20 protein-coding genes, 1 tRNA gene and 1 pseudogene are annotated in these 26,598 nt (G+C 64.1%); 15 read left to right on the forward strand and 7 right to left on the reverse strand.

Features of this window, described 5'->3' with window-relative positions; all coding sequences use genetic code 11:
* Window positions 1–237: 237 nt before the first annotated feature.
* The 6 genes and pseudogenes from ribD (at window position 238) to ACF07D_RS05115 (ending at window position 6,839) form a co-directional block, all read left to right on the forward strand.
* Window positions 238–1,327 (forward strand): annotated as a pseudogene (ribD, locus tag ACF07D_RS05090) (bifunctional diaminohydroxyphosphoribosylaminopyrimidine deaminase/5-amino-6-(5-phosphoribosylamino)uracil reductase RibD).
* Window positions 1,327–1,956 carry a riboflavin synthase gene (locus ACF07D_RS05095; protein WP_391504141.1) on the forward strand — a complete coding sequence of 210 codons (630 nt, stop codon included), beginning with the start codon at window positions 1,327–1,329 and terminating at the stop codon, window positions 1,954–1,956. The pseudogene ribD and the gene ACF07D_RS05095 overlap by 1 nt, the downstream one beginning before the upstream one ends.
* A 42-nt stretch (window positions 1,957–1,998) precedes the next feature.
* Entirely contained in the window at window positions 1,999–3,267 is a 1,269-nt protein-coding gene (gene ribA, locus ACF07D_RS05100) for a GTP cyclohydrolase II (protein ID WP_391504142.1), read from the forward strand.
* A gap of 55 nt (window positions 3,268–3,322) precedes the next feature.
* Window positions 3,323–3,826, forward strand: a complete 504-nt coding sequence (ribH, locus tag ACF07D_RS05105) for a 6,7-dimethyl-8-ribityllumazine synthase (protein WP_255808417.1) — start codon at window positions 3,323–3,325, stop codon at window positions 3,824–3,826.
* Between the two features lie 155 nt (window positions 3,827–3,981).
* Window positions 3,982–5,973: an ABC transporter ATP-binding protein gene (locus ACF07D_RS05110; RefSeq protein WP_391504143.1), complete on the forward strand. Its 1,992-nt coding sequence runs from the start codon at window positions 3,982–3,984 to the stop codon at window positions 5,971–5,973.
* 98 nt (window positions 5,974–6,071) lie between these two features.
* Window positions 6,072–6,839, forward strand: a complete 768-nt coding sequence (locus tag ACF07D_RS05115) for a LuxR C-terminal-related transcriptional regulator (RefSeq protein ID WP_391504144.1) — start codon at window positions 6,072–6,074, stop codon at window positions 6,837–6,839.
* A gap of 31 nt (window positions 6,840–6,870) precedes the next feature.
* Here ACF07D_RS05115 and ACF07D_RS05120 read toward each other — a convergent pair whose 3' ends face one another.
* Window positions 6,871–9,465 carry a collagenase gene (locus tag ACF07D_RS05120; protein ID WP_391504145.1) on the reverse strand — a complete coding sequence of 865 codons (2,595 nt, stop codon included), beginning with the start codon at window positions 9,463–9,465 and terminating at the stop codon, window positions 6,871–6,873.
* 296 nt (window positions 9,466–9,761) lie between these two features.
* On the opposite strand from ACF07D_RS05120, the gene ACF07D_RS05125 reads away from it, so the two are divergent.
* Entirely contained in the window at window positions 9,762–10,472 is a 711-nt protein-coding gene (locus ACF07D_RS05125; protein ID WP_391504146.1) for a LuxR C-terminal-related transcriptional regulator, read from the forward strand.
* On the opposite strand, the gene ACF07D_RS05130 is transcribed toward ACF07D_RS05125, so the two are convergent.
* The 4 genes from ACF07D_RS05130 to ACF07D_RS05145 form a co-directional block, all read right to left on the reverse strand.
* Window positions 10,469–11,593 carry an acyltransferase family protein gene (locus tag ACF07D_RS05130; RefSeq protein ID WP_391504355.1) on the reverse strand — a complete coding sequence of 375 codons (1,125 nt, stop codon included), beginning with the start codon at window positions 11,591–11,593 and terminating at the stop codon, window positions 10,469–10,471. The genes ACF07D_RS05125 and ACF07D_RS05130 overlap by 4 nt on opposite strands.
* Before the next feature lie 2 nt (window positions 11,594–11,595).
* Entirely contained in the window at window positions 11,596–12,408 is an 813-nt protein-coding gene (nusG, locus tag ACF07D_RS05135; RefSeq protein ID WP_391504147.1) for a transcription termination/antitermination protein NusG, read from the reverse strand.
* A 48-nt stretch (window positions 12,409–12,456) separates the two neighbouring features.
* Entirely contained in the window at window positions 12,457–12,726 is a 270-nt protein-coding gene (secE, locus tag ACF07D_RS05140) for a preprotein translocase subunit SecE (protein ID WP_255808422.1), read from the reverse strand.
* A 40-nt stretch (window positions 12,727–12,766) separates the two neighbouring features.
* Window positions 12,767–12,842: transfer RNA gene (locus ACF07D_RS05145), tRNA-Trp, on the reverse strand.
* Window positions 12,843–13,040: 198 nt separating this feature from the next.
* Between ACF07D_RS05145 and ACF07D_RS05150 the strand changes: the two genes are divergently transcribed.
* Both ACF07D_RS05150 and ACF07D_RS05155 read left to right on the forward strand, forming a co-directional pair.
* Window positions 13,041–14,243 carry a pyridoxal phosphate-dependent aminotransferase gene (locus ACF07D_RS05150; protein ID WP_391504148.1) on the forward strand — a complete coding sequence of 401 codons (1,203 nt, stop codon included), beginning with the start codon at window positions 13,041–13,043 and terminating at the stop codon, window positions 14,241–14,243.
* A gap of 216 nt (window positions 14,244–14,459) precedes the next feature.
* Window positions 14,460–15,506 carry a helix-turn-helix domain-containing protein gene (locus tag ACF07D_RS05155; RefSeq protein WP_391504149.1) on the forward strand — a complete coding sequence of 349 codons (1,047 nt, stop codon included), beginning with the start codon at window positions 14,460–14,462 and terminating at the stop codon, window positions 15,504–15,506.
* Here ACF07D_RS05155 and manA read toward each other — a convergent pair.
* Window positions 15,496–16,818 (reverse strand): mannose-6-phosphate isomerase, class I, encoded by a 1,323-nt coding sequence (manA, locus tag ACF07D_RS05160; RefSeq protein ID WP_391504150.1) that lies wholly within the window; start codon window positions 16,816–16,818, stop codon window positions 15,496–15,498. The genes ACF07D_RS05155 and manA overlap by 11 nt on opposite strands.
* 7 nt (window positions 16,819–16,825) lie before the next feature.
* On the opposite strand from manA, the gene ACF07D_RS05165 reads away from it, so the two are divergent.
* The 4 genes from ACF07D_RS05165 to ACF07D_RS05180 all read left to right on the forward strand — a co-directional run bounded on the left by ACF07D_RS05165 (window position 16,826) and on the right by ACF07D_RS05180 (window position 22,298).
* Window positions 16,826–18,211: an O-antigen ligase family protein gene (locus tag ACF07D_RS05165; RefSeq protein WP_391504151.1), complete on the forward strand. Its 1,386-nt coding sequence runs from the start codon at window positions 16,826–16,828 to the stop codon at window positions 18,209–18,211.
* Between the two features lie 50 nt (window positions 18,212–18,261).
* A complete protein-coding gene (locus tag ACF07D_RS05170; protein WP_391504152.1) occupies window positions 18,262–18,618 on the forward strand; it encodes a hypothetical protein in 357 nt (118 codons plus the stop codon).
* Between the two features lie 139 nt (window positions 18,619–18,757).
* Window positions 18,758–20,659, forward strand: coding sequence for a glycosyltransferase (locus ACF07D_RS05175; protein ID WP_391504153.1), 1,902 nt, complete (start codon window positions 18,758–18,760; stop codon window positions 20,657–20,659).
* Between the two features lie 109 nt (window positions 20,660–20,768).
* Window positions 20,769–22,298 (forward strand): alanine/glycine:cation symporter family protein, encoded by a 1,530-nt coding sequence (locus tag ACF07D_RS05180; RefSeq protein WP_391504154.1) that lies wholly within the window; start codon window positions 20,769–20,771, stop codon window positions 22,296–22,298.
* Between the two features lie 84 nt (window positions 22,299–22,382).
* Here ACF07D_RS05180 and glf read toward each other — a convergent pair whose 3' ends face one another.
* Window positions 22,383–23,522 (reverse strand): UDP-galactopyranose mutase, encoded by a 1,140-nt coding sequence (glf, locus tag ACF07D_RS05185; protein ID WP_391504155.1) that lies wholly within the window; start codon window positions 23,520–23,522, stop codon window positions 22,383–22,385.
* A gap of 114 nt (window positions 23,523–23,636) precedes the next feature.
* Here glf and ACF07D_RS05190 point away from each other — a divergent pair, with 114 nt between their 5' ends.
* Window positions 23,637–25,421: a LicD family protein gene (locus tag ACF07D_RS05190; protein ID WP_391504156.1), complete on the forward strand. Its 1,785-nt coding sequence runs from the start codon at window positions 23,637–23,639 to the stop codon at window positions 25,419–25,421.
* The gene (locus tag ACF07D_RS05195) at window positions 25,418–26,554 is read left to right on the forward strand and encodes an acyltransferase family protein (protein WP_391504157.1); all 1,137 of its coding nucleotides are present in this window, start codon (window positions 25,418–25,420) and stop codon (window positions 26,552–26,554) included. Before ACF07D_RS05190 ends, ACF07D_RS05195 begins: the two co-directional genes overlap by 4 nt.
* Window positions 26,555–26,598 lie beyond the last annotated feature (44 nt).

Here is a 26,598-nt window from a genome sequence, read left to right on the forward strand (position 1 = left end):
CCTGCACACATGGTGAGCGGGAGAGCGCTATGCTGATGGGGTGTTCCGGGGTCGGTGGGATTCCGAACCGGCGGTGAAAGTCCGCGACCTCCGCATCCGCGGGGCTGAATCGGTGAAATTCCGATACCGACGGTGATGTGTGGGGCTTTGGCTCACGCACAAGTCCGGATAGGAGGAACGCGGGTGACTGAGGCGACGCCTTGAGCACCCCATACCCGGGCACCCGAAAGGGATGACATGCCTGCAGCGCACGCACTCTCACCACAGGTGATCGAGGCAGCAATGCGTCGTGGGCTTGCGCTTGCCGAGCGCGGCCCCGAGCGGGACGAGAACCCACAGGTTGGCTGCGTCATCCTCGACGACGCTGGCGCAACCGTTGCTGAGGGCTGGCATGAGGGAGCTGGCACCCCACACGCGGAGGTTATGGCGCTCGCCTCGCTTCCCCATGACATCGACGCTACTCGGCTGACAGCGGTCGTCACGCTCGAACCGTGCAATCACACGGGTCGTACGGGCCCGTGCGCTGAGGCGCTCCTTGCGCGCGGCATTGGAGCCGTCGCATTCGGGCTGTCTGACCCCGGGGCGGCCTCGAGCGGGGGCGGCGAGACGCTCCGCGCTGCCGGCGTCGCTGTCACCGGTGGTGTGCTCGCGGCAGAGGTCGGCGCATTCCTCGCTCCCTGGCTCGCACGGCAGGCGGGAGTGAACGATGACCGCTAGACCCACAGTGACCGTGAAGTGGGCGCAAACAATCGACGGCCGCGCAGCCGCCGCCGACGGCACAAGCCAGTGGATCACTGGCCCAGCCGCCCGCGCCGACGTCCACGCGCGCCGTGCGGCGGCGGACGCGATCCTCATCGGCACAGGCACACTCCTCGCCGACGACCCGTCACTCACGGCCCGAACACCGACCGGTGACTTGCTCGTCGAAGCCGCCGACCAACCGTTTCCGGTCGTTGTCGGCGCGCGCGAGATTCCCCCTGGCGCGAAGGTGCTGCGCCACCCGGCACTCGCTGCGAGCGGGTCGCTACCGATTCGGCTCGCGGGTGCAGACCTTGCCGCCGACCTCGCGACGCTTCACGAGCGCGGGATCCGCTCCCTCTTCGTTGAGGGCGGACCGCATATCGTGAGCTCCCTGCTCAGGCTCGGCCTCGTCGACGAACTGCTCATCTACGTCGCCCCCGCGCTGCTTGGTGGGCCACGGCTCGCGGTGAGCGACCTCGGCATCGACACGATGGCAGACATTGCCAGGCTCTCGTTTTCGAGCGTCGAGCGCCTGGGTCCAGACCTCTTGATTGTTGCAACGCCCGAACCGAAGGAGACCCGCTAGTGTTCACCGGACTTATCGAAGAGATCGGCGAGATCGTCGCCATCGAGCCACTCGGCGACTCCCTCAGGCTCACAGTCGCTGGCCCGCTCGTCACGAGCGACGCAACCCACGGGGCCTCTATCGCCGTCTCTGGTGTCTGCCTGACGGTCATCGAGCAGGGCGCGGACGAGACGGGCCGCGGCACTTTCAGTGCCGACGTCATGGCGCAGTCCATCAAGATGTCGACGCTCGGAGACCTCAGCGTCGGCAGCAAGGTCAACCTTGAGCGCGCGGCACGCCTCGATACCCGGCTCGGCGGCCACATCGTTCAGGGGCATGTTGACGGCACCGCGACGCTGCTCACCGTCGCAGACGGCGACGCCTGGCGTACGCTCCGTTTCGCGCTCTCTCGCGACCTCGCCCCGCTGCTCGTCGACAAGGGATCAGTGACGCTTTCAGGTACCTCACTCACAGTGTCGGCGATCTCGCCGGTAGCAGAGACTGAGCAGTGGTTCGAGGTCTCACTCATTCCCGAGACCCTCGAAGCGACAACACTCGGCGCGCTCAGCCCAGGCGATCGCGTCAACGTCGAAACCGATCTCATTGCCCGCCACGTCGAGCGCATGCTCAGTTTCACGCCTCAGGCGTAGCAAGCTGCTCCCACGATTCACACACACGCTAAAGGACATCGAATGACTACTGAACGTACCGCGGGTATCGCCTCGATCGACGAGGCCATCGCCGCGATCAAGGCCGGCCGCCCGGTCATCGTCGCAGACAACGAGAACCGCGAGAACGAGGGCGACGTGATCATCTCGGCCGAGCTCGCCTCAGCCGAGTGGATCGCGTGGACCGTGCACCGCTCGTCGGGGCTGCTCTGCGCCCCAATGACAAACGAGATCGCCGACAAGCTCGACCTCCCCATGATGGTTGAGCGCAACGAAGACGTGCGCGGCACCGCGTACACAGTCACCGTCGACGCAGCGCATGGCGTCACCACCGGTATCAGCGCGAGCGACCGCGCGACGACAGCGCGCGTACTTGCAAACCCCGACGCTGTTCCGACGGACGTGAATCGCCCCGGCCACATCCTGCCACTTCGCGCCGTCGACGGCGGCGTGCGCGCCCGCGATGGCCACACTGAGGCCGCCGTGGAGCTCATGCGGCTCGCTGGGCTGCGCGAGGTAGCGATCATCGCCGAGATCGTCGCCGACGACGGTGAGATGATGCGTCTGCCGGGCCTCATCGAGCTTGGCGGCGCTGAAGGCGTTCCAGTCATCACGATCGAGCAGCTCATCGCGTACCTCAACGAGCACGACCCTGCAGGCACGCCCGCGGTGCAGGGACACTCGCGCCGCGTGAGCCTCCGGGCAGACACCCTGCTTCCCACCGAGCACGGAGACTTCCGCGCCCTCGCGTACCGTGACCGCCGTGCCGGGGTCGACCACGTCGCGCTCGTCGCTGCTGGACCAGACGGTGCGATGCCAGGCAAGGGCGCACTTGTCCGCGTCCACTCCGAGTGCATCACTGGTGAGGCATTCGGATCGCTCAAGTGCGAGTGCGGGCCGCAGCTCGACGCTGCGCTCGATCTCATTCACGAGCGCGGGGGCGTAGTCGTGTACCTCCGTGGCCAGGAGGGACGCGGGATCGGGCTCGCAAACAAGCTTCGCGCCTACCAGCTGCAGGAGAGCGGCGTCGACACTCTCGACGCGAACCTGCAGCTCGGGCTCCCAGCTGACGCGCGCGACTACACGGCAGCTGCCGAGATCCTTTCCGACCTCGGCATCAGCGACGTGCGGCTGCTCACGAACAATCCCGATAAGGTTGCCCAGCTTGAGGCACACGGGCTTGCAGTGGCCGACAGGGTGCCGCTGTTCGTCGGAGTGACCGACGAGAACCGAGGCTACCTGCAGGCCAAGCGTGACCGAATGGGACACGCGCTGCCTGAGGGCGAACTCTAAACCGGCGCATTCGATACGCACTATCCACACGAGTTAAGAACAGAGGACACCAGAAATGAGTGGAGCAGGAGCCCCAACGCTCGCCGTCGACGCGACAGGGATGCGCGTCGCAATCATCGCAGGAAGCTGGCACACGGAGATCATGACGGGTCTCATCGCTGGCGCAGAGGCGTCAGTTGCCGCTTCGGGCGCCACGCACTCGCTCTTCAGGGTCGCGGGCGCGTTTGAATTGCCCGCAGCCGCTCAGGCAGCGCTCACTCCGGTGGCGCAGGGGGGCGGCGGGTTCGACGCGGCAGTCTGCCTCGGCGTCATCATTCGCGGCGGCACACCGCACTTCGAGTACGTCTCGAGCGCCGTGACCGACGGACTCACTCGCGTGCAGCTCGACACGAGCCGCCCCGTTGGCTTCGGCGTGCTCACGACGGACAACGAGCAGCAGGCGCTCGATCGTTCGGGCCTGCCAGGCTCCATCGAGTCGAAGGGTGTTGAGGCAGCCGAGGCTGCCCTGCACCTCGCTGACGCGATGCGGACGATCCGTGAGGCCGGCGCGGCCGCCTAGCCGCTTGCACCGAGCCAGGTGCGCGCCGCTCCGTGAGACCCCGGCTTCCCTGCTGCAGGGCAGCCGGGGTTTTTGTGTCGTGGGCGCGTTCTGGCGGGGACAACTCCGCGACGTTCTCACAGCGCCCATGCACCACCGCTGGATAGAGTGAACGGGTGCCAGAATCTAACGCGCGACAGTCTGCTCAGCCAACCGACACCGTCTCGTCGGAGGCTCCCGGAGAGGCTCGCACAAGCGGGAAACGTCGCGGGCGCAGCGCACAGGCAAAGGGGCCTCGCGCATCTTTCAAGCAGCTTCTGCCGTACCTCTTCGAGCAGCGAGGCCTCCTCGCCTTCATCATCGCACTGAGCCTCGTGAGCGCGCTCGTATCGCTCTCTCAGCCACTCCTCGTCGGCCAGGTTATCGAGCGTGTCCAAGACTCTCGGCCGCTTGGCGTGCTCGTCGGCGTGCTTGTCGCCGTCGTCATCGTTGGCGCGCTGCTCGACGGCTACCAACACTACTTACTGCAGCGCATGGGCGAGGGAGTCGTGCTCCGCTCGCGGCGCAGGCTCATCGCGAAGATCCTGCACCTACCGATCTCCGAGTTTGATCGCCGACGCACGGGCGACCTCGTGTCACGTGTCGGGTCAGACACGACACTTCTTCGAGCCGTGCTCACGCAGGGCCTTGTCGAAGCCGTCGGCGGCTCATTGCTCTTCGTGGGCGCGCTCATCGGCATGCTCGTCATCGATCCAGTGCTGTTCCTCATCACCTTCGGCATCATCGGGGTATCGCTCGTTGTCGTCGTCGCGCTTTCGAGCCGCATCCGGCCCGCGGTCGCGCAGGCGCAGGAGAAGGTGGGCGACCTCGCCGCGTCGGTCGACCGCGCGATCGGGTCGATGCGCACAATTCGTGCGGCGGGCGCCGCAGACCGCGAGCAGGTCGCAATCGTGCAGCAGGCGGAGGAGGCGTACGGCTTCGGCCTCAAGATCGCCCGGATCTCAGCTCTCATTGTTCCGATCTCGTTCATCGCGCTGCAGGTGTCGCTCCTCTCAGTGCTCGGCTTCGGCGGGTACCGCGTCGCATCTGGCGCAATCGAGATCAGCCAGCTCGTGACGTTCATCATCTTCCTCTTCATGATGGTGACCCCGCTGGGGCAGGCGTTCGGCGCCTTCTCCGCTGTGAACCAGGCGCTCGGCGCGCTCGGCCGCATCCAAGAGATCGACTCGCTCACCACTGAGACCGCAGGCGACGCCGACCTCTCCCCCTCAGGTGACCTCCTTCCGCTCGCAGAATCGCGGAGTGACGCGGCGCCGGCGATCCGGTTTGAGAACGTACGGTTCACGTATCGATCGGCTGCGCCCGACAGGGTCGACGCACGCGAGCTCGTGCGTGGACGCTCTGGCCGCGACGCCGCCGCGGTTCCCGCCGAGATTGTTGAGACGCCGGTGCTCCACGGGGTGTCATTCGATGTTCCACGTGGCACACGTGTCGCACTCGTCGGGCCATCGGGCGCAGGTAAGTCGACAGTGCTCGGGCTGATCGAGCGCTTCTACGATCCTGATTCGGGCGCCATCGAGCTGTTTGGCGTCGACCTGCGTTCGCTCGACCGCGGAGAGCTTCGTTCACAGCTCGGCTACGTCGAACAAGATGCGCCCGTGCTCGCCGGCACGCTCAGGGACAACCTCCTCCTCGCCTCCCCCACAGCGAGCGACGCCGCCTGTGAACGCGTGCTCAGGGCTGTCAATCTTGGTGGTCTTCTCGACCGGTCGGCAGCGACCGGTGGCCTCGAGAGCGGCCTCGACGCGCAGGTCGGCGAAAACGGCCTCATGCTCTCGGGCGGCGAGAAGCAGCGACTCGCGATTGCACGCGCACTGCTCACTGCCCCGCCGATCCTGCTGCTCGATGAATCAACAGCGTCGCTCGACGGAGTCAACGAGCGTCTGATGCGCGAGGCGCTCGACTCCGTTGCTTCCGGCAGAACACTCGTCGTTATCGCGCATAGACTCTCGACAGTTGTCGACTCAGACAAGATCATCGTCGTAAACGATGGCGTCGTCATTGGTGAAGGCACACACGCCGAACTTGTCGCGTCAGTGCCGCTGTACCGCGAGCTCGCCCAGCATCAGCTGCTGGTACCGAGGGGCCCAGAAGGTCCAATGAAGTAGCTGGCAGGTCCTTTTCCCCGGCAGCCGTGTGTCATGTCACGTACCACGCGCCAAAACTGGGGATAATCGTCTGAGATTGCCCAGACGAGGACGTACAGATGGACGCTGCAGAGCTCACCGCACGGATCAAAGATCTCATCACGCTCGCCCGCGGCGACGGCGGCACACACGAGGGCGGGGATATCGGGCGCCCGGTGAGCTCACGCGACGAGGGAACCGCGCTCTTCTCTTCGCTGCAGCTCAACGCGCGCGAATCAGTGAGCGCCCTCGACAACGGAGACTACTGCGGCGACACGAACGGGCAGAGCCCCTCACAAGCAATCGCGCTCTCTGCCGGCATTCGGTACCGCGTGGTGTATTCGACAAGCATCTTCGAGCACGACGCACACCTCGAGGCGACGCTCGACGCCATCGCGCAGGGGGAGGAAGCCCGCGTCTCCGACCTCGTGCCCTCCCGGCTAGTCATCCGCGACCGCTGTGAGGCCCTCGTCATCGCGAAAGGCTACCCCAACGTCAGTCCCCTCGGTTTTCACACGACGCACCCGGCGACAGTCGAATACCTGTGCGACCTGTTCGACGCGGTGTGGACCCGCGCTCTTCCGGTCTCGCCACCGCAGCTTGACGCTCAGGCAGCCCTGTCACCCGAGCAAGTCCAGTTGCTCCAGTATCTCGTGCTCGGACGCACGGATGCGAGCATCGCGCGCTCCCTCGGCGTCAGCGAGCGCACTGTGCAACGACAAGTCCAGGCGATCCAACATGCGCTCGGTGCGAAGGGTCGTTTTCACCTTGGTGTCTGTATCGGAGAGTATCTCGCCGGCCACGAGAACGTCCCGGTGCAGCTGGGCGCGGTGCCCGTGATCCAGTAGGGTCACGAGCACCGCGCCCAGTCAGCGGTTCTTAGAAGTGCGCGACAACGCTAACGTTGTCAAACGATTCAGCGCCGTAGAGAGTGACGTAGTTCCACCCCGAGGCTGGCCAATCGAGCACAACTTGCTCGTTGTTGCCCGCATTGGTCGAGCGTCCCTGGTGATTGTTCTGGCTCGCCCAGCCTCCACTGCCGACGTAGAGATCGGCGTTGCCTGTGCCGCCACCAGCAGTGATCGTGAGACGCGGCGTACCCTCGGGAACCCAAACCATGAGGTAGTCAGAGTCGCCCGCGCCGCCCGAGCGCTTCATCCGGCCGCACACCTGGCCGAGCGACCGGGTATCGGGGTCGTCGCAGACGGGGATCTCCCACGTGTTCTCGCCGCCGGTTCCCGGGCCGGTCTCCTCATCGCCGACGACGGTCACCTTGCGGGTCGCCGATGCCGTCGCACCCTTGTTGTCGGTCACGGTGAGCTTCACCGTGAACTCACCAGCCGCGGCGTAGGTCACGACCGGGCTCTGCTCGGTCGAGGTCTCGCCGTTGCCGAACTCCCACGCCCAGCTTGCGATCGAGCCGTCGGCGTCCGTCGACCCGTCAGTCAGCGTCACCTGCAGACCTTCAATAGCCGCGGTGAACGCCGCGGTCGGGGGCGTGTTGGTCGTCGGTTGCTCGCCGCCGAGCTCGACCCCGCAGTTGCCAGCGGCACACTCGGCGAGGTACCCGGCGAACTCGGCGTCGTACGACGTGCCGATGCTGTTCTTCAGGTACGCGCGGGCCGCGTTCCAGTCGCCCGAGCGGTAGTGTCCGAGCACGGTCTGCATCTCTGCCGGGTGCGTGTTCAGCATGAAACTCACCGCGAGGTAGCCCCACCGGTAGATGCGGTCGGTGCCGTGGTCGTACGTCGTGTCGAACAGCTCGCTGAGCTTGTACGTGCCTGCGGCCGCAAGATTCTGCGCCTCAGTGTAAGCAAGGCCACGGTAGTGGTACGAGATGTACTCGGCGAAGCCCTCAACCCACCAGATCGTCGGGGTAAGCATGTTCTCGCCGAAGTCACCGTGCATGTTGAAGCGACCGTCGAGGTAGTGGGTGTACTCGTGGTTGAGGTTCCAGATCGCGAACGCAGGGCGCAGCCACTCGGCTTCGTACGCGATGAATCGCGCCTGGTTGTTCGCCTGTGACGGGTCGCCCTCGAGGTACATGCCACCATTGTTGGTGTCGATGTCGAACAGGGTGCCTGCGTACGACTGGTAGTCGTCGCTCGAGTCGAAGACAACGACTTCGATGTTCGTGTTGATGTCGCCGGGTACCGGGCCCGGGTCCTTCGCGACGGCGTGGAAGTACGCGTCCTGCGCGAGCAGACTGTTGCAGCTCTCGGTGAGCTGGCCCTGCGTCATCTCCTGCGCACGGATGGTGATGCTTGAGCTGCAGACGTGCGTAACGGGAAGCACGAAGGCCTCGATCTGCTCTTGCAGGTCGCAGATGCCGTAGTAGCTGCAGTTGTCGCGGTCGTACCAGTCGGCCATCGTGGCGACGGCAACCCACAGCGCCGAACCGGACCCTTCGAGGGTGTTCTCATCGAGAATCGCCTTGACGTGCGGCTTCGCGGCGGCTTTCACCTGCGGATCGCCGAGGAACCGGCCGAGTTCGCGGCCCGCGTTCGTCACGAGGTACGCACGCGGCGTCTGCAGGAGGCCTGCGTTCGTGACGGTGAAGTTACGAAGCGTCTGCAGGATCGACGGGTCAGCCGCGACCGCGCTCACGAACGCAGGAACCTGGTGCCCGCGGAACAGCACGGTGTAGCTCGCATTCACGGCGTTCAGCATCCACCACGACGAGTCGTAGCTCGCGTTGTAATCGGTGAGCAGGTGCTTGACCACAAACAGGTACCGGTCGTTGAGCTCTGCGCTGTCGATCAGCGTCACGGCCTCGGAGAGCGTCTCGCCGTTCGCGTCAGAGACATCCTTCGAGTGCGGATTCGCAAAGAACGTGTCGAGCGCACCCGTCATTGCGGTGCGAAGCGCGTTCCCGTACGCTGGCACGCTTGCCGAGTTGTAGTACTGCACGTAGTAGCCCGCGCGTAGGAACAGCACGAACTGCGCCGCTGAGGTCGAGTTGTTGCCCGGGTAGGTCTCCGAGATCGTGCGCAGCGCGTTCGCGGCGCTCACCATCTTGGCCTCGGAGAAGACCTGAGCTGCCTGGCTGCCCGTTACCGAGAACAGGGTGTTGATACAGTCGGTGCTGCTTGCCGCGATGAGGTCCGTGAGCGCCCTGCCCGACGCAGCGGCGAAGTCAGCCTTCGTGCACTCTGCCTTCGCCGCACGCGCGCCCTGCGCCCGCTGCTTCTCGGAGCCCGCCTGCATGGAGGGGCGCTTGGGCGCCTCGAGTTCGTCGGTCGCTTCAACTCGCAGCGCTTCTGTATTCGCTGAAAGGGGCGGGAGTGCCGAGTCTTCTCCATCACTGTTTGGATTCAGCAGGCCTGAAATATACGCCGGCGCAGTTTCGTCCGCGGGCACTTCCGCCTCCCCCGTGGTGCCGAGCGCGGCTGCCGGTGCCGTAAAGGCGAGCCCCGCGCAGACCGCGATGCCGAGGAGCATCGTCGCTCCCCGCCGCATCGTTCGTGCTGTCATTATGTCCTTCTTCCTATCGTTCTGCGCACGATTGCGCGCGACCAGGCCGCCGCACTCCTGCCTCGATTCGGGCGCACCAAAACACCGCCCCCGCAGTACGCAGAAGCAGAGATGACTTGCCCTGCGGTCAGTGTGACACACGGCCGGAAGACCCGCCAAGGTCGGGAACACGTCACCTGGTGTCGGAGGTGCGCCACGAGCAGGTTGGGTCAGCGCTACCTAGAATGAACTATGAAGGCCACCCCGAAGTTGCGGGACGCAGCGCTCATCGCCCTCGGCTGGAAGGACAGCACACTGTGAATGTTGCACAACTCACAAGTCGCCTTGAGGCGTTGCTTCGAGAGGCAAGTGAAGCGCCGGAGCAGAGGGACGAGGATCCTCTGCTGCTCGGCAGCGAGGTTCGCACAGCGGGCGAGCTCCGCACCCGGTTTCTCGCGCTCGGAGCACAGGCGACACAGACGCTCGATGTGTTGAGGGCAGCGCCAATGACCGCGTTCGCGCACTGGGAGGCGTTGCCACCGCAGCGTCCCGCGAGCACTGTGCGTGTCCGGAGAGTACTTTCACCGACCGAACCCGGCTCTGCCGGAGAAGACTCGGTGCGCTTCTCGGAACTCGCTTCGATGCACCTGGTCGTGCGCGACGGTGCCGAAGCGCTGCTAGCCGTGCCCGTGGAGGGGACCGCACACGGCGACGTTGTCCTCGCAATCCACGCAACGCACCCGGCCCTCGTCGACTATCTCATGGTGGTGTTCGAGAGCGCATGGGCGCACGCCCTCCCGCAGGCGCACTCCCTCCCCGGACGGCTCGGCGACGGCTTCTCACAGGACGAGCTTGAGCTACTAGACCAGCTGCTCCTGGGACTCACGGATTCAAGCATCGCCCGCGAGCTTGGCCTCAGCGTTCGAACCGTGCAACGACGCGCGGGGGCCCTGCAGCGGCGCTTGGGTGTGAGCCGGAGGTTTCAGCTGGGTATGCGTGTCGGACTCGACGGCTTTCCGGCCCGCTAACGAGTTGGGGCTTCGCCGCGGCCGAACATCCAGGCGAGGTTCGGCTCAACGATTGGTCTGAAGAGCGCCGAGACGGGCTTCGTCGACAGCAGGGCCGCGATCGCTACGGCTATGCCCGAGAGCGCCACGATGCCCAGCCAGCCGAGTTCGCCGACCGCACCTACGAAGCCAGACTCGCGCAGTGCCCACACGACGACTCCGTGCAGTAAGTAGACGTAGAGCGTGCGCGCGCCCCACACGGTGGCGATTGAGTGTGAACGCGACACAACAATGAGCAGTGCGAGCGTCATCGCGGCCGCAAGGAGCATGAGCAGGCCGACGACGAGCATTCCACCCGCTGCGAGTCCGAACCAGCCCGCCAGGCCGGAGCCGTTGGCGTTCCAACCACCGACCGGTGCGTGCTCGAACATCCACGAGTAACTGTCTCGGTGGGTCAACCACCTGTCGATACGCCAGAAACCCCTGACCCCACCGGGAAGCAGTGCAAACACGGCAAGCACCGCTGCCACTGCGCACAGAAGCGCCCATGCGCCAGCGCGAAGAGACCTACTTGGTGTCATGAACCAACTGCCCGAGAGCCAGCCGCGCTCACGAGCAAGCCAAGCGCCGACGAAGAATGGCAAGAACGCGAGCGTGCGCGCTGCAGAAAAGTTCACCCCAATTGCGGGCAGCAGCGGGGCAACGAGTGCGAGCGCGGTCGCGAGCAGAAGCGGATGCTTGAATCTTGCGATGTACGGCAGCAGAATGCGCATCGTGGCGAGGGTCACAAGGAACCACAGTGTCCAAGCCGGACTCACCAAGAAGCTCTGACTGAGCTGCTTGCCTTCGACGAGCCCGCGCAGTACCGCCCAGATTCCCTCCCAGGCGAGCCAAACAACGACGAGCTGCACTGTCGACACGATCGCCTTCGGCGTGACCTCAGGCTTCGAAAACAGCCCCGACAGCACGATCATCGCAGGCATGTGGAACAGGTAGATGTACGCGTACAGCGCGAATCCGAGCTCGGTGTCAGTGCGAACTGTCGAGATCAAGTGCCCGATCACGACGAGCACAATAAGCGCAAAACGCGCGTTGTCCCAAAGGGCGACGCGCGTTTTAGCGGGTGAAGCTTGAGTAGCCAGGGCTAGACCATCTTCGTGACCTGGTCGAAGCCGAGCTCGACAGGGGTTTCGCGTTCGAAGAGCGACACCAGAACCGTGAGCTTCCCAGCAGCCGGGTTGATCTCGCTGATCGTGCCTGGGAGCCCCTCGAAGGAGCCCGACTTGATGGTGATTGTCTCGCCGATCTCGAAATCGATCTCGACCTGGCCCTGAGCCACAGCGTTTGCGGGAGCCTTGCCCTTTGCAGCTGCTGCAGGCTCGAGCTCGACGGTGCTCTTGAGCATCTCGAACGCCTCGTTGATGCGAAGCGGCACAGGATTGTGCGCGTTTCCGACGAAGCCTGTCACGCCGGGAGTGTGGCGCACGACGGACCAGGTGCTCTCAGTGAGGTTCATGCGAACGAGCACGTAGCCGGGGATGCGCACGCGGGTGACCATCTTGCGCTGGCCGTTCTTGACCTCCATGACCTCTTCCATCGGGACCTGGATTTCGTAGATGTCATCTACTGCACCCATGACCTCGCGACGGTTCCAGAGGTTGGACTTCACCTTGCGCTCGTAGCCGGCGTAGGTGTGAATCACGAACCACTTGCCCGGCCTGCGACGCAGGTCCTTCTTAAAAGCCTTGTACGGGTCCTCAGCGGACGCTTCCGCTTCGCCCTCTTCTGTCGACTCCTCGTCGACGATTGCGGTTGCGGCGGCCTCTGCCTCGTCGACCGAGTCGATATCGAGTGCGTCTTCGACTGCCGCGTCGACCTCTGGGTCGGCCACGTTCGCCAGCGCGTCAAGCGCCGCGTCGAGCTCTGACTCAGGTGTGGAGCTGTTCTCGGGCGTCATCTCAGTGGTGCCTTCTCGTTCGTTACGTGTGTGGTGGTCGTCTGGGCTCTAGCGAAGCGGCGTGCCGAAGACGAAGAGGGTGACCCAGCCGAAGGCCTGGTCGAGCACCCACACGAGCGCCATCATCACGACCACAAAGGCGAGCACGACGAGGGTGTACCTAACGAGCTCCTTGCGGGTCGGGGTAACGACCTTCTTCAGCTCCGAAAACACTTGCTGGATAAACAGGATGATTCGCCCGAAGAAGCCGCGTTTACGGTCATCCTTCTTCGCCGGCTCGACGTTGCCGCCGTTCTCAGCGAGTTCAATGCTGCTCATCGGGTTTGTCCTTTCAGTGCCCTGATCTAACGATCAGGCGTGGCAGGGCGGACAGGACTCGAACCTGCAACCTACGGTTTTGGAGACCGTTGCGCTACCAATTGCGCCACCACCCTAAAAGGGAGACTCCCGCTTTACGATTGCGTTTTGGGCACAACCGATAATGGCAGAAGTCAATGCCTAGGTACAAGACTACGCGATCCTGTGCTGCTTGTCGAACTGGGATTGTTTTCGGCCGCACGCCGGGTGCGCCGCGCCCTACACGCCACCACGCAGGATCCCACGGGCATGCGCTGAGGAGTAGTCTTAATCCCGTGACCGAAACCAACCGTTTGTCAAAGAAGATCGCCGCCATCGCAGAGTCAGCCACGCTCAAGGTTGATTCAAAGGCAAAAGCCCTCCAGGCCGAAGGCCGCCCAGTCATTAGCTTTGCCGCAGGCGAGCCTGACTTTGCGACCCCGGAACACATTGTTGACGCGGCACGCAAGGCCCTCGACGACCCCAAGAACTTCCGTTACACCCCCGCAGTCGGCCTTCCCGTGCTGCGCGAAGCAATCGTGCGGAAGACCAAGCGTGACTCGGGCCTCGACATCACGTCGGCTCAGGTCATCGTGACAAACGGCGGCAAGCACGCCGTCTACTCGGCCTTCCAGACAATCCTCGACCCGGGCGACGAAGTTATCCTTCCCGCCCCGTACTGGACGAGCTACTCCGAGGAGATCAAGCTCGCCGACGGTACAGCGGTTGAGGTCTTCGCTGGCGCCGACCAGGGCTACAAGGTCACTGTCGACCAGCTTGAGGCCGCTCGCACCGATCGCACCAAGGCACTGCTATTCTGCTCGCCGTCGAACCCGACGGGCGCCGTGTACACGGCTGAGGAAACAACCGCTATCGGCGAGTGGGCGCTCGCAAACAACCTGCTCGTCGTCACCGACGAGATCTATCAGAACCTCACCTACGACGGCGTCCGCGCGATCTCGATCGTCGAGGCAGTCCCTGCGCTCGCAGCCAACACCATCCTCGTGAACGGCGTTGCAAAGACCTACGCGATGACTGGCTGGCGCATCGGCTGGTTCATCGGCCCGGCAGATCTTGTCAAGGGTGCGGCGAACCTGCAGTCGCACATGACATCGAACATCAACAACATCGCGCAGATCGCCGCAGCAGCTGCTCTCGATGGCCCGCAGGAGCCGATTGAGGAGATGCGGCAGGCGTTCGATCGGCGTCGCGGTCTGATTGTTGAAGAGCTCAACAAGGTCCCAGGCTTCCACTGCCCCACCCCGGAGGGCGCGTTCTACGCCTATGTCGATGTGACCGCGGCGCTTGGCCGCGAGATCCGCGGGGTCACTCCAACGACATCGCTCGAACTTGCCGACCTGATTCTCTCAGAGGCAGAGGTCGCGGCAGTACCCGGTGAGGCCTTCGGCCCGTCGGGCTACCTGCGCTTCAGCTACGCACTCGGCGACGATGCAATTCTCGAGGGCGTTCGCCGCATCCAGGCGCTGCTCTCCGAGTAGCAGGCCACGCTGCAGCGCACCTGACGCGCGAACGAGGGGTCCGGGACAATCGTCCCGGACCCCTCGTCGTCTGTGGAGCGATCTCGGAGACCGCGAGCGCGGATTCGCACCGGCACCCGGCGAGCGGGGCCGGATGGCACTGCGGCCTCAGCAAATCGTCCACGATGCCTGTGCACTCCTGACAGCAACAGGTGTCGCCGTGTTACCGTGTGCCGCATGGCGGGCATAACCGACGCAGTTCAATTCTTCGACGGACTCCTCACCGAGGCGCGCTCACGCGAGGCAATCCTGTCTCAGGCGGCAGTTGCAATCCGCGGAACTGTCGCAGTGCGGTTCCCGGGCGGCGACCGTATCGTGAGGGTCAGCCCGGCAGCCGAGCCGCAGTTCACGAGGCAGCCAAACAGGGTGAACTACCACGGCCCAGACGGGATCCACGTCTGGCATCAGGACGCTGCAGACGGTGTGCCAGACGACTTTCTGCCGAGGCTCGCGGTCGCGCTGCGGATCGCAGCCCACTGGGACCGGGCACCCGGCGACGCCAACCACGCAATCCAGACGCTGTTTCGCCCAGAGACCGCCGCGGGCGCGAAGACCGCTGCCTTGGCGGAGCTCTCCCTGCTTGCGGAGCAGCCGATTCGGGTCCTCGCGATCGGGGGAAACGAGAAGCTCGCCGAGCACTTCGCCGAGCAGGGGGCTCGATCGAGCGAACTCTATGCCCGAATGCGGTACCCAAAGTACGAAGCTCTGCTCGTCTCAGCCTCGTTCACGCCCGAACGAGTTGGCCCGCCCCCGCAAGGAGTTCTTGCAGCCTTCAGCGGCGTCTTTCCCGCTGACCGGGCGGATTGGGCGCTCCGCAACGCGCAGGACGCGTTGCGCTTCACATCGCTGTCGCGGCAACGAAGCCCGCTCCACCTTTCACGAGACGAGGGCTGGCGCAACGGCGGGGAGCTTCACAGCATCGCGGCGCTCACGAGCCTCCCGCGAGCGAAGCTTAGAACTCTTGAGGACGTGCAAATCCTCGAGCGGCTCAGGAAGGCCCACGGCGATCGCGTACTGCACGTGCTCGAGGCGTTCGCCACCACTACCTCAGTACGAGGCGCGGGTTCAGAGCTCTACATGCACAGAAACACGGTGGCGCACTGGGTCCGCAAAGCCGAGCAGGCGTTCGGTTACTCGCTGTCGCAGCCGTACGCTCGGGCCGTACTGTTCGTGAGCCTGTGTATGCACCACCTCGTCTACCGCAGCCCCGAGATTACGGCGTAACTGCTGATCCGACAGTTGCGAGAAACACCTCGCCGCTTCCTGTCAGGTGGATGGGCTCGCCAGCAGAGACGTACAGGGACTGCCCGCGAGCGGCGTTGGCCATCTCGGCCAGCTCCGCCTCCGGCCTCGAAACGAGTACCCGGCCTGCAGTCACGATGAGCACGAGCGGGGCGTGGGCCTCAACGACAACCTCTGTCGCAGCCCCCTCAAGGCGGGCGCCGCCGAGCGACGCAGCATCGCCAAACGCACCGACAGAACTGCCGTCACTGTCGTGGGTAACGCGGGCCCTGAACAGGCGGAAGTCTGGCACCCCCGGGTCCCACTCGCAGAGACCGGCCGCGGCACGCCTGCCAAACATTCGTGGCTCGCTCAACTCACCAAAGTCAAGGACGCGAAGCATCTCAGGAATGTCGACGTGTTTCTCGGTCAGGCCTGCGCGCAACACGTTGTCAGAAGCCGCCATCACCTCGACCGCGATCCCACCGAGGTATGCATGGAGCTGCCTGGCACCAAGGTAGACGGCTTCCCCGGGGGCGAGCCTCACGTGATGCAGCAGCAGCGATACGAGCGCGCCGGGGTCGCCAGGGTAGTGACGTGCGAGACTCCGCAGACACTCGAGCCGATCCGGATGGATCGCAGGCCGTGACCCAGCGCCGATTGCGTCCACAACTGCTCGCATCGCGTCACGCACCTCATCGGTGTCGGAGAACGCCCACAGAAGAAACTCCTCCCGCCCACGATCCGGATCAGCGCCCACAAACCTGTCGGCCACCGCCCACAGCGCCGCCGCGCCGTGGGGCGCAGCTGCGGCGAGCGCCCGGAGATCCATGATCGTGTCGCCGAGCGGCCTGAACCCGCTCAGCGCGGTGACCTCGCTGAGCGCGACAAGCAGCTCGGGCTTGTGGTTCGGATCGCGGTAGTTGCGAACCGGCGAATCGACTGGCACACCCGCCGCGTTCTCCGCTGCGAAGCCAGCGCGCGCCTGGCGCGCGTCAGGGTGCGCCTGCAGCGACAGCGGCGCCCCGATCGCGAGCACCTTCAGGAGGAACGGCAGCGGCCCACCGTTCACCCCGTACCGTTCCGGATCCTGCGAGATCAGCTCGATCAGCGTGTGCGGCACGGGGGTCGCCTTCGCGACGCTCGCCGGGCTCCCCGGATGATCCCCAAGCCACAGCTCGGCCTGCGGTTCACCTGTCGGCGCGTGGCCCAGCATCGCCGGAAGTGCATCGGTTGAGCCCCACGCATATGCGCGCGGAGTGTTCTCGATGAAGATCAGCACAATGCTCCCAGCGGTATCCCGATGCTCTACCATACCGGGTATGGCCAACAGCAAGACAAGACTCGGGGTGAGCGCGTACGCGATCGTCGTGTTTGTCTTCACACTCGCCAGCAACGGCGCACGAAACCTTCTTGGTTGGCCCGGCTTCATCGCGGCAGCTATCGTGCTCGCAGCCATCGGCGGCATCATGTTTCTGAAGATGCGACCAGAGCGCTTCCGCTGGTACAGGCTGCCCTCGCCGATCTACCTGTTTCTCGCGCTCGCCGCGCTCTCGATCCTGTGGTCGCAGTACCGTCTCGAAAGCCTGCTCGGTGTCGTCGCGCAGCTCCTCACGACACTCATCGCCGTGGCCCTCGCGTTCATCCTCACCTGGCACGAGACCCTGCGCACCCTCGGCACCGCGCTTCGCTACGTGATCGGCCTCTCGTTCCTGTTCGAACTGTTCGTCGCCGTATTCGTGAAGCACCCGGTGCTGCCCTGGTGGCTCGAACTGACCGCGGAGCAGGAGGAAAAGACACCGAAGCTGCTCTACTGGAGCCGCGACCTGCTCTTCGAGGGCGGCCCCATCCAGGGGCTCGTCGGCAGCTCGACACTGTTCGGCTTCATCGGCCTCATCGGCCTCATCATCTTCGCAATCCAGCTGCGCGCGCGACTCATCACCCGGTTCGCCGGATGGTTCTGGGTCGCCATGTCGCTTGCCACGCTCGCGCTTACGCGCTCTGCGACCGTGACAGTCGCGCTCGTCGCCGTCGTCATCGCGCTCGCGTTCGCGCTGTGGGCGCGCCGCTCCGGGCCCGTCGGCAGGCTCCCGGTCTACATCACCGGAGCGGTCGTGCTCGCCGCGATCGCCGGCGTCGCACTGTTCGCGCGGTCGTGGGTATTCTCGCTGCTCGGTAAGAGCAGCGACCTCACCGGCCGCGTCGACACCTGGGAGGGCGTCATCTCACTCGCGCAGCAGCGCCCGTGGTTCGGGTGGGGCTGGATCAGCTACTGGGCACCCTGGGTAGAGCCTTTCAAGTCACTCGACGTCCAGGGCGGCATCCAGGTCATGAGCGCCCACAACGCGTGGCTTGACGTCTGGCTACAACTCGGCATCGCCGGCCTCCTGCTGTTCGTTCCGCTCGTCGCCCTCACGCTCTGGCGCGTGTGGTTCCGTGCGGTCGACCAGCCGCGTCGAGGCTACGGCCCCCCGCTTCCATACGCGACGAGCGCTCTATGGCCGTTCCTGCTCATGGTCGCGCTCGTCGTCCAGTCGTTCGCGGAGAGCCGGATCCTGATAGAAAGCGGCTGGCTCCTGCTCATCATGCTTGCGGCGAAGAGCCGCTTCGATTTCGAGCTGCCATCGCTCGACGCCGAACCGCAGCGGGTGCCCTGGCGCCAAGTACCCATCCCGCGCGAGATCGCGCCCGCGACAACGGCTCGCTAGCGTTACCGCTCCGCGGCCACCCGCGTGCCACGCTTGGTAGAATCGGGCACGTGAACCTCCCCTCCGAGCGCCTGCAGAAACTGCGGGACGACGCGCGCATCGAACGCGAGACTATCCTCGAGTATCGCGTGCGCGGAGGACAGGACCCGGCTGTCGCATACGAAGAGACACCTGAGCTCGACGACTTTGTGGTCGCCGCCCTGCGAGACGAGCTCCTCGAAGACCGCGGGCAGCTCGCCGAGTACGGACTCGCCCGCCTCGCCGCGCAGTCATCGAGCCCAGACGCCGGCACACACCGAGCAAACGCGGATCGGGTTGAGTTCGAGCTGCTCCGCGAAATCGCCGACTCAGTGCCAGAGCTCGCCATCGCCGTCTGGCGCGCCGCCGGCAAACTGAACGTGGAGTAGCCTGCGTGGGGCAGGGTGTGGCGCCGGCGTGAACATTTCACACCTCGCGCCCCGAGTTCCGCAGGCTCTCAGCCGCTCGAATTCCGCGAGGATAGAATAAGCCGGTCAGTACCCTGATCCGGAAGAGAGACGCCCCTAGATGCCGACTACGCTGCAGTCAATCGTGTTCCCGGTGTCACAGGACCCCGACGTCCTGCCGCTCTACGCCGATTCCGAGACCTGGACGAAGGTCGGCACCCGGCCCATCAGGCTGAGCAACAACGCGAGCATTGACAACGTCCTCTCGCGCTCGAGCGCCAGAGTGCGCGCGGGCCAGCGCGTTTCGTTCGCGAGCTACTTCAACGCGTTCCCCGCCGCATACTGGCAGCGGTGGACCGTCGTCACGAGCGTCACACTGTCGCTTCGCACAGTTGGCCGCGGCACCATCATCGTCTACCGGTCGAACGCGAACGGCGTGCCGCAGCGCGTCGCTTCCCACCAGGTCTCAGACTCGGCGTCGACGACCTTCGAGCTCCCCCTCACCTCGTTCAGCGACGGCGGTTGGTACTGGTTCGACCTCATCGCCAGCACCGAGGACCTCGTGCTCGACGGCGGCGACTGGTCAACCTCGGCTGAGCCCGTGCAGACGGGCAAGCTGAGCCTCGGCATGACAACGTACAACAAGCCCGACTACTGCGTTGCGACACTCGCGAATATCGCCGAAAACCCTGCGCTTCTTGCGGGGATCGATCGCATCTTCCTCGTCGACCAGGGCACGCAGAAAGTACGCGACGAGGCAGGCTTCGATGAGGTCCAGGCGTCGCTCGGCGAACACCTGCAGGTCATCGAGCAGGGCAACCTTGGCGGCTCGGGCGGGTTCTCCCGCTCGATGTCCGAGACGCTCGAGCGCGAAGACACAGACTTCCTGCTGCTGCTCGATGACGATATCGAGTTCGAGACCGAAAGCGCCCTGCGTGCGCTGCAGTTCGGCAGGTTCAGCCGAGAGCCGGTCATCGTCGGCGGCCACATGTTCGATCTGCTCGACAAGCCAGTCATGCACGCATGGGCCGAGGTCGTACGTCCCGACCCGTTCATGTGGGGGCCATCGTTTGAAGAGCAGCACCGCCACGACTTCCGCAACCGCAACCTGCGCCAGACGAAGTGGATGCACGCGCGGCTCGACTCCGACTACAACGGCTGGTGGATGTGCATGATCCCGAAGCAGGTCATCGCCGAGATCGGGCTCTCCCTTCCGGTCTTCATCAAGTGGGACGACGCCGAGTACGGCCTGCGCGCGAAGGCGGCCGGATACCGGACAGTCTCGCTCCCCGGCGTCGCCCTGTGGCACGTGTCGTGGCTCGACAAAGACGACTCGCAAGACTGGCAGGCGTTCTTTCACACCCGCAACAGGCTCATCGCTGGCCTCCTGCACTCCGACCGCCCGAAGAGCGGGAAGCTGCTGCAAAACAGCGGCCGCCAAGACATCAAAAAGCTGCTGAACATGCAGTACTACGCGACCCAGCTCGCGGTCGACGGCATGCGCGCCGTGCTGAAGGGCCCGGCATCGCTGCACGACGACATCTCGCGCGACATGCCCGCGGCCCGCGGACGCGCGAAAGACTTCCCCGAGACCCGCGTATACCGGCCGGGCGACCCAGAGACCCCGGTGTCTCGCGGCGGCCGCGCGCTCCCCGAGCTGGCCGAGAAGCCGAAGGGGCCCGGCGGTCTCGGACTCGCACTGTTCACTCTTCGTATGGTGCCCCAGCACTGGCGGCGCGCGACGGTTCCCGAGGGCGAGCAGCCTGACCTCGAGTACGCGAAGCAGGGCGCACACTGGTGGCAGATCCCGCACCACGCGAACGTGATCGTCGGCGCCGCCGACGGTAGCGGCAAGATGTGGTACCGCCACGACCGGGCAAAGTTCCGCAGGCTGCTGCGCGAATCCCGCAGCCTGAGCAAGCAGATCGCAAAGAACTGGGACAGACTGGCGGCCGAGTACCGCGCTGCCCTCCCCCAGATGACCTCGGTCGAGGAGTGGCGGAAGACGTTCGACGGCCGCTAGCCTCTTCGCGCGGCTGCTTGCGCGCGACTGACGCTGCGTTGCTATCTTGGTTGTGACGCCCTTGGCGTCCGGCTCAACCACGCAACGACGCGAAAGACGGTGATGCACCTTGACCGAAAAGCTGCAGGAGATACTTGACACCATCGGCGGGGTGATTTGGGGGCCGTTCGTCCTTATCCCACTCCTGTTCCTCACCGGCTTGTATTTGACATTCAGGCTCGGAGGTATCCAGTTTCTGCGGCTCGGGGCAGCGCTGAACCTCGGCTTGCTTCGGCGTAAGGACCCTGGAGCACAGGGCGACATCTCACAGTTCCAGGCGCTCACTACGGCGCTCGCGGCCACGGTGGGCACCGGCAACATCGTCGGCGTTGCGACAGCCATTGGGATCGGTGGCCCTGGCGCGTTGTTCTGGATGTGGATCACCGGCCTGCTCGGAATGGCCTCGAAGTACACCGAGGCATTCCTGGGCGTGCGCTACCGGCAGGCAGACGCGAAGGGCGAGCGCAACGGCGGACCACAGTACTACCTCGAGAAGGGCATCCGCGGGCCACTCGGCAAGATCCTCGGCTGGTCATTCACCATCTTCGCGGTGTTCGCCTGCTTCGGCATCGGTAACCTCACCCAGTCGAACTCGATCGCGGCCAACGTCGAGCACAGCTTCAACGTCCCCGTCTGGGTGACGGGCCTGATCCTGACCGCCTTCGCTCTCGTCGTGCTCGTCGGCGGCATCAAGTCGATCGGCAAGGTCACCGCCGGGTTCGTGCCGATCATGATCGTGTTCTACGTCGTCGCCGCACTCTACATTCTCGGCGCGAACATCGGCGAGGTGCCCGCTGCCCTCGCGACGATCTTCCACGACGCATTCACAGGCACAGCTGCTGCGGGCGGGTTCGCCGGTTCAGTGTTCATCATCGCCGTCCAGTACGGTTTCGCACGCGGCATCTTCTCGAACGAGTCAGGCATGGGTTCGGCAGCGATCGCGGCCGCGGCCGCACAGACGAGCCACCCGGTGCGCCAGGGGCTCGTATCGATGACACAGACCTTCATCGACACGATCATCGTCGTCACGATGACAGGCCTCGTGATCGTCACGACAGGCACGTACTCCCAGATCGATCCCGCGACCAACGAGCAACTCTCCCCCGCGCTCATGACCGGCCAGGCGTTCTCTCACGGCCTTCCAGGCGAGTGGGGCCACTGGGTCGTGACCATCGGGCTCGTGATGTTCGCATTCTCGACCATCCTCGGGTGGGCCTATTACGGCGAGCGCAACATCGTACGTATCTTTGGTCGCAAGATCGCGGTCCCGTTCCGCGTCGTGTTCTCGCTGATCGTGTTCGTCGGCGCGACAACCCAGCTCGACATCGCGTGGTCGTTCTCGGACATGATGAACGGGCTCATGGCGATCCCGAACCTCATCGGCCTACTCATCCTCTCGGGCCTCGTCGCCCGCGAGACGCGTGCCTACCTGAAGTTCGACCCGAAGCTCACCGCCACGCCTGAGGAGATCCAGCAGGCCCTGGCAAATGAACCCGGCTACCAGGCGTGGCGCACCAGGGAGGCCGAGCTTGATCGCGAGAGTGGCAGAGAGCCGCAGACGCCCGCGACACGGAGCGTGCCGGTGCGGCAGGAGGAGTAACCGGGAGAAGAAACGGCCGGCCCCAGCGAGTACTGGGGCGGGCCGTTCTATGGTCGCTCGATGCGAGGCGACACGCGATTAGGGTCAGATGACGCCGTCAAGCTTGTTGTTCCACATTGAAAGTGCCGAACCGATCGCCATGTGCATGTCGAGGTACTGGTACGTGCCGAGACGCCCCCCGAAGAACACCTGCGGCTCTCTGTCGGTGAGCTCACGGTACTTCAGCAGCCGCTCGCGATCCTCAGGCGTGTTCACCGGGTAGTACGGCTCGTCGTCACGCTCAGCGAAGCGCGAGTATTCGTGCATGATGACGGTCTTGTCAGTCGGGTAGTCACGCTCGGGGTGGAAGTGACGGAACTCGTGAATGCGAGTGTACGGAACATCGGAGCCCGCGTAGTTCATCACGCTCGTGCCCTGGAAGTCACCGACAGGGAGCACCTGCTGCTCGAAATCGAGCGTGCGCCAGCCGAGCTCACCCTCCGCATAGTCGAAGTAACGGTCAACGGGACCGGTGTACACGACGGGTACCTTGCCGAGAACGGCAGCCTTGTTCAGCGGCTGTGACTCGTCGAAGAAATCGGTGTTGAGACGCACCTCGATGTTCGGGTGGTCAGCCATCTTCTCGAGCCATGCCGTGTAACCGTTGACAGGCAGGCCCTCGTGAGTGTCATTGAAGTAGCGGTTGTCGTAGTTGTAGCGAACCGGAAGGCGGCTGATGATCTCGGCGGGAAGCTCCGTGGTGGGCGTCTGCCACTGCTTCGACGTGTAGTCGCGGATGAACGCTTCGTAGAGCGGGCGCCCGATGAGCGAGATGCCCTTCTCCTCGAGGTTCTGAGCGCTCTTCGTGTCGAACTCCCCAGCCTGCTCCGCGATCAACGCACGAGCCTCGTCCGGGCTGTAGGCGGCGCGGAAGAACTGATTGATGGTACCGAGGTTGATCGGCAGCGGGTAGACCTCGCCCTTGAAGTTCGAATACACCTTGTGCACGTAGCTCGTGAATTCGGTGAAACGGTTCACGTACTCCCACACGGTCTCGTTCGAGGTGTGGAAGAGGTGGGCACCGTAGCGGTGCACCTCGATACCGGTCTCGGGCTCGGCCTCGGAGTAGGCATTCCCTCCGATGTGATTGCGGCGGTCGATCACGACCACCTTCTTGCCGGCGCTTGCGGCGCGCTCGGCGATGGTGAGGCCAAAGAAACCAGAGCCAACTACGAGAAGATCCATGGGGTCTAGTCTATCCGTCGAGATGCTGTGCTCGGCCTTGGCTGTGAGCACATTCCGCCTGGGGAGTATGCTGGATCGGATACCCAGGTATTCCGAATCGAGCAGCCACCACCCATGAACCCCTCAGCAGACGATGCGACGATCGCGCTTCCCGCGTTGCCCGGCAGCGTCGCCTCAATAGATATCTGCTTCGACGGGGTGAGAGTGTGGTCGATAGATCTCAGCGCCAGCGCGCTGCCTGAGGATCGTACCCTCCCCTGGCCGGAGCCGCTGATACCGCACCTTGTAGGATCCACCGAGATTACTGTCGTGGACTCTGGAGACGGCGTCGAGTACGCCCGGTTCCCTGCGGTCTTCGACGCGGCACCGACTCGAACTACAGTGGTCGACGGTGCAGGAATCCCGCTGGCAATTAACAAATGGGGCAGACTGGGCAAGACGCTGGGAGCCGGAAATCCCGGGGTGCAAGAACGGATCCTGCAACGCACGAGCGAAATCATCGAGGTGTTACGTGGTTTCGGGCTACGCCCATTCATTGTTGGTGGCACCCTGCTCGGCGCCGTGCGGGATGGCGCATTGCTCCCACACGACGACGACGCCGATGTCGCCTACCTTTCTGAACACACCCACCCTGCGGACGTCGCACGCGAAGGGTTCTCAGTCGGCCATCGCTTGCAAGCTGTCGGCTACGAGCTTGTCAGACACAGCGCGACCCACATGCAGTTGTACTTCAGGGACTCAGCAGGCGCGCTCGACCACTATGTCGACGTATTTACCGCGTTCTATTCTGCTGACGGACTCATAAACCAGCCCTTCCACGTACGCGGCGACCTCGCGCGCGACGACATGCTTCCCTTCTCGACTGTTGAGATCGACGGCAAGGAGTTCCCGGCCCCGGCGAGGCCTGAAGCGTGGCTCGAAATCAATTACGACAAGAACTGGCGCACTCCAATCCCGGGGTACCACTTGGATACCCCAGTCGGCACGAAGCGGCGCTTCGACGCATGGTTTGGGGCCTTCCACTTCCAAAGGGACTTCTGGAACGACTGGTACACGGAACGCGGCGCGGAGGGCGACGCCGAATGGGATCCTGGTCGGAACTGGGTCGCAGCACAGAACTCGTCGCTGACGGCGCCAACGCTGATCGATTTGGGTGCTGGCTCCGGCGCGTTCAGCGCCGAGCTTGCGGCCCTGTCGCCGGGGCGCAGAGTCATTGCCGCAGACTTTGCTCACGCTGCGACAGCGCTCACGAGAACCCGCGTGGAACGGACAGCAGTCGAGTCAGCGCACGTCAACCTTTATCGCACGCTGTCACTCGCAGCACCCCAAAGCCTCGGAGTGGCCGGACCCTTCGACGTCGTCGCAGTGCATCTACTTGATCAATCAGGTCACCTCGCGCGCGGAAATGCACTTCGGTTGATCCGCATGGCCCTTCGGTCGGGAGGCGCAGGCTTCGCGACGCTCTTCGGTATGCCTGCTGAGAATGTGTCGTTTGACGACCCCACAACTTGGCATCTCGCGCGTCACGATCTGGTTCGCGAGGCAAAAGATCTTGGTCTCGCGGTCGACTTCGAACCAATCTCAAACGAAGACGTTGCTGCCTCTGACCAGGCACAAAGCACCCGCGCCCCGTACGGAGCCCGATTCACACTGAGCGACCAGCCGTTCCCACCGAAGGAGGAGTCTTTGCGACAGCGCCTGAAGCGCCTATTCTTGCGCGCCCGCCCGCAGAGTGCACGCGAAGCAATTGAGACGCTCACTGAGCGCGTCTCAGAGCTTGAGCACGAACTCGATGAGTATCGACGCGATAGCCTCAGGATCGCGGAACTCATGGACCTCGCTGAGCAGCGGCTAACTCCTCCTGCTTCTAGCCCAAGATCCGACACCGGCACAAAGTGAGAGACGCTGCCGCCACCACTTCGGTCCGCCTTGATTCACTCACAGGCCTGCGTTGGTGGGCTGCGTTTGCGGTCTTCCTATTCCATATGCGGGTATTTGCGCCCCTCCCGCACACGAGCGATCTAGTTACGTTTGGCAACTTCGGCGTCACCTTCTTCTTTGTCTTGTCGGGATTCGTCCTCACGTGGTCAGCACGGCCCCAAACCAAACCCACAACTTTCTGGTGGCGACGGTTCGCAAGAATCTACCCGGCCCACATTGTTGCGCTACTGCTTGCCGTTCCGGTTTTCTATAACTTTTCCCCGGCACCCGCGGATTGGTGGGTAAAGCCGGTCTCTGTCGCAGTTCTGTTGCTGTCGGTCTTCTTGTTACAGGGCTGGTCCACCTCACCGGAGATCCTCTTCTCAGGAAACCCTGCCGCATGGACCCTCACGTGTGAAGCATTCTTCTATGCGCTTCATCCGGCTCTTCATCGCGGATTCCTCAAGCTGACCAGACGTGGAGCACTGTGGGCGACCCTTGCCGTCATTCTCCTCGCTCTTGTTTACAGGCTCGCGACTCTCGCGTTTCCGACCGCCTGGTTCGCGATGCTGCCCTTGCCAGTTGTCAGGTTGACCGAGTTCGTGATCGGAATCGGTATAGCGCGTGCGATGCTGCTTGGCTGGCGCCCTAAGACGCCAGTCTGGGGCTGCTATGTTCTTGGCGCAGGCTTTCTTGTTTGGTTCGTTCTGGCGATTAGACTCGATCTGAGCGACATTGTTTCTGTGTCTGCTCTGCGTATCGCAAACGAAATTGTCATAGTACTGTTTGCATTGACGATCTCGGCAGTGGCGGCCCGGGACCTCGAAGGACGGCGCTCTATCCTCCAGCATCCCATGCTGGTAAAACTTGGTGAATGGTCCTTCTGCTTCTATCTCATCCACGCAACCGTCATGTATGTATTCCTCGATGTCTTTGGAATACAGGCTGCGGCTTGGCGCAATTTGGGCTGGCACGCTTTGGTGTTTTTGGTGGCAGCGCTCGGCTCATGGCTGATGCACACAACACTTGAACGCCCGGTTGAAAGCCGCATGCGAAGGTGGTGGGACGAGAAGCAAGCCAACGGTCGCGAGAACTCACCCGCACGCAGTTGAGGCTGTGGTCTTGAAAGGGAACTGTTTCATCGTCGGGCCAATGT

The sequence above is a fragment of the Leucobacter sp. NPDC015123 genome (assembly GCF_043080205.1).
GTDB lineage: Bacteria > Actinomycetota > Actinomycetes > Actinomycetales > Microbacteriaceae > Leucobacter > Leucobacter aridicollis_A.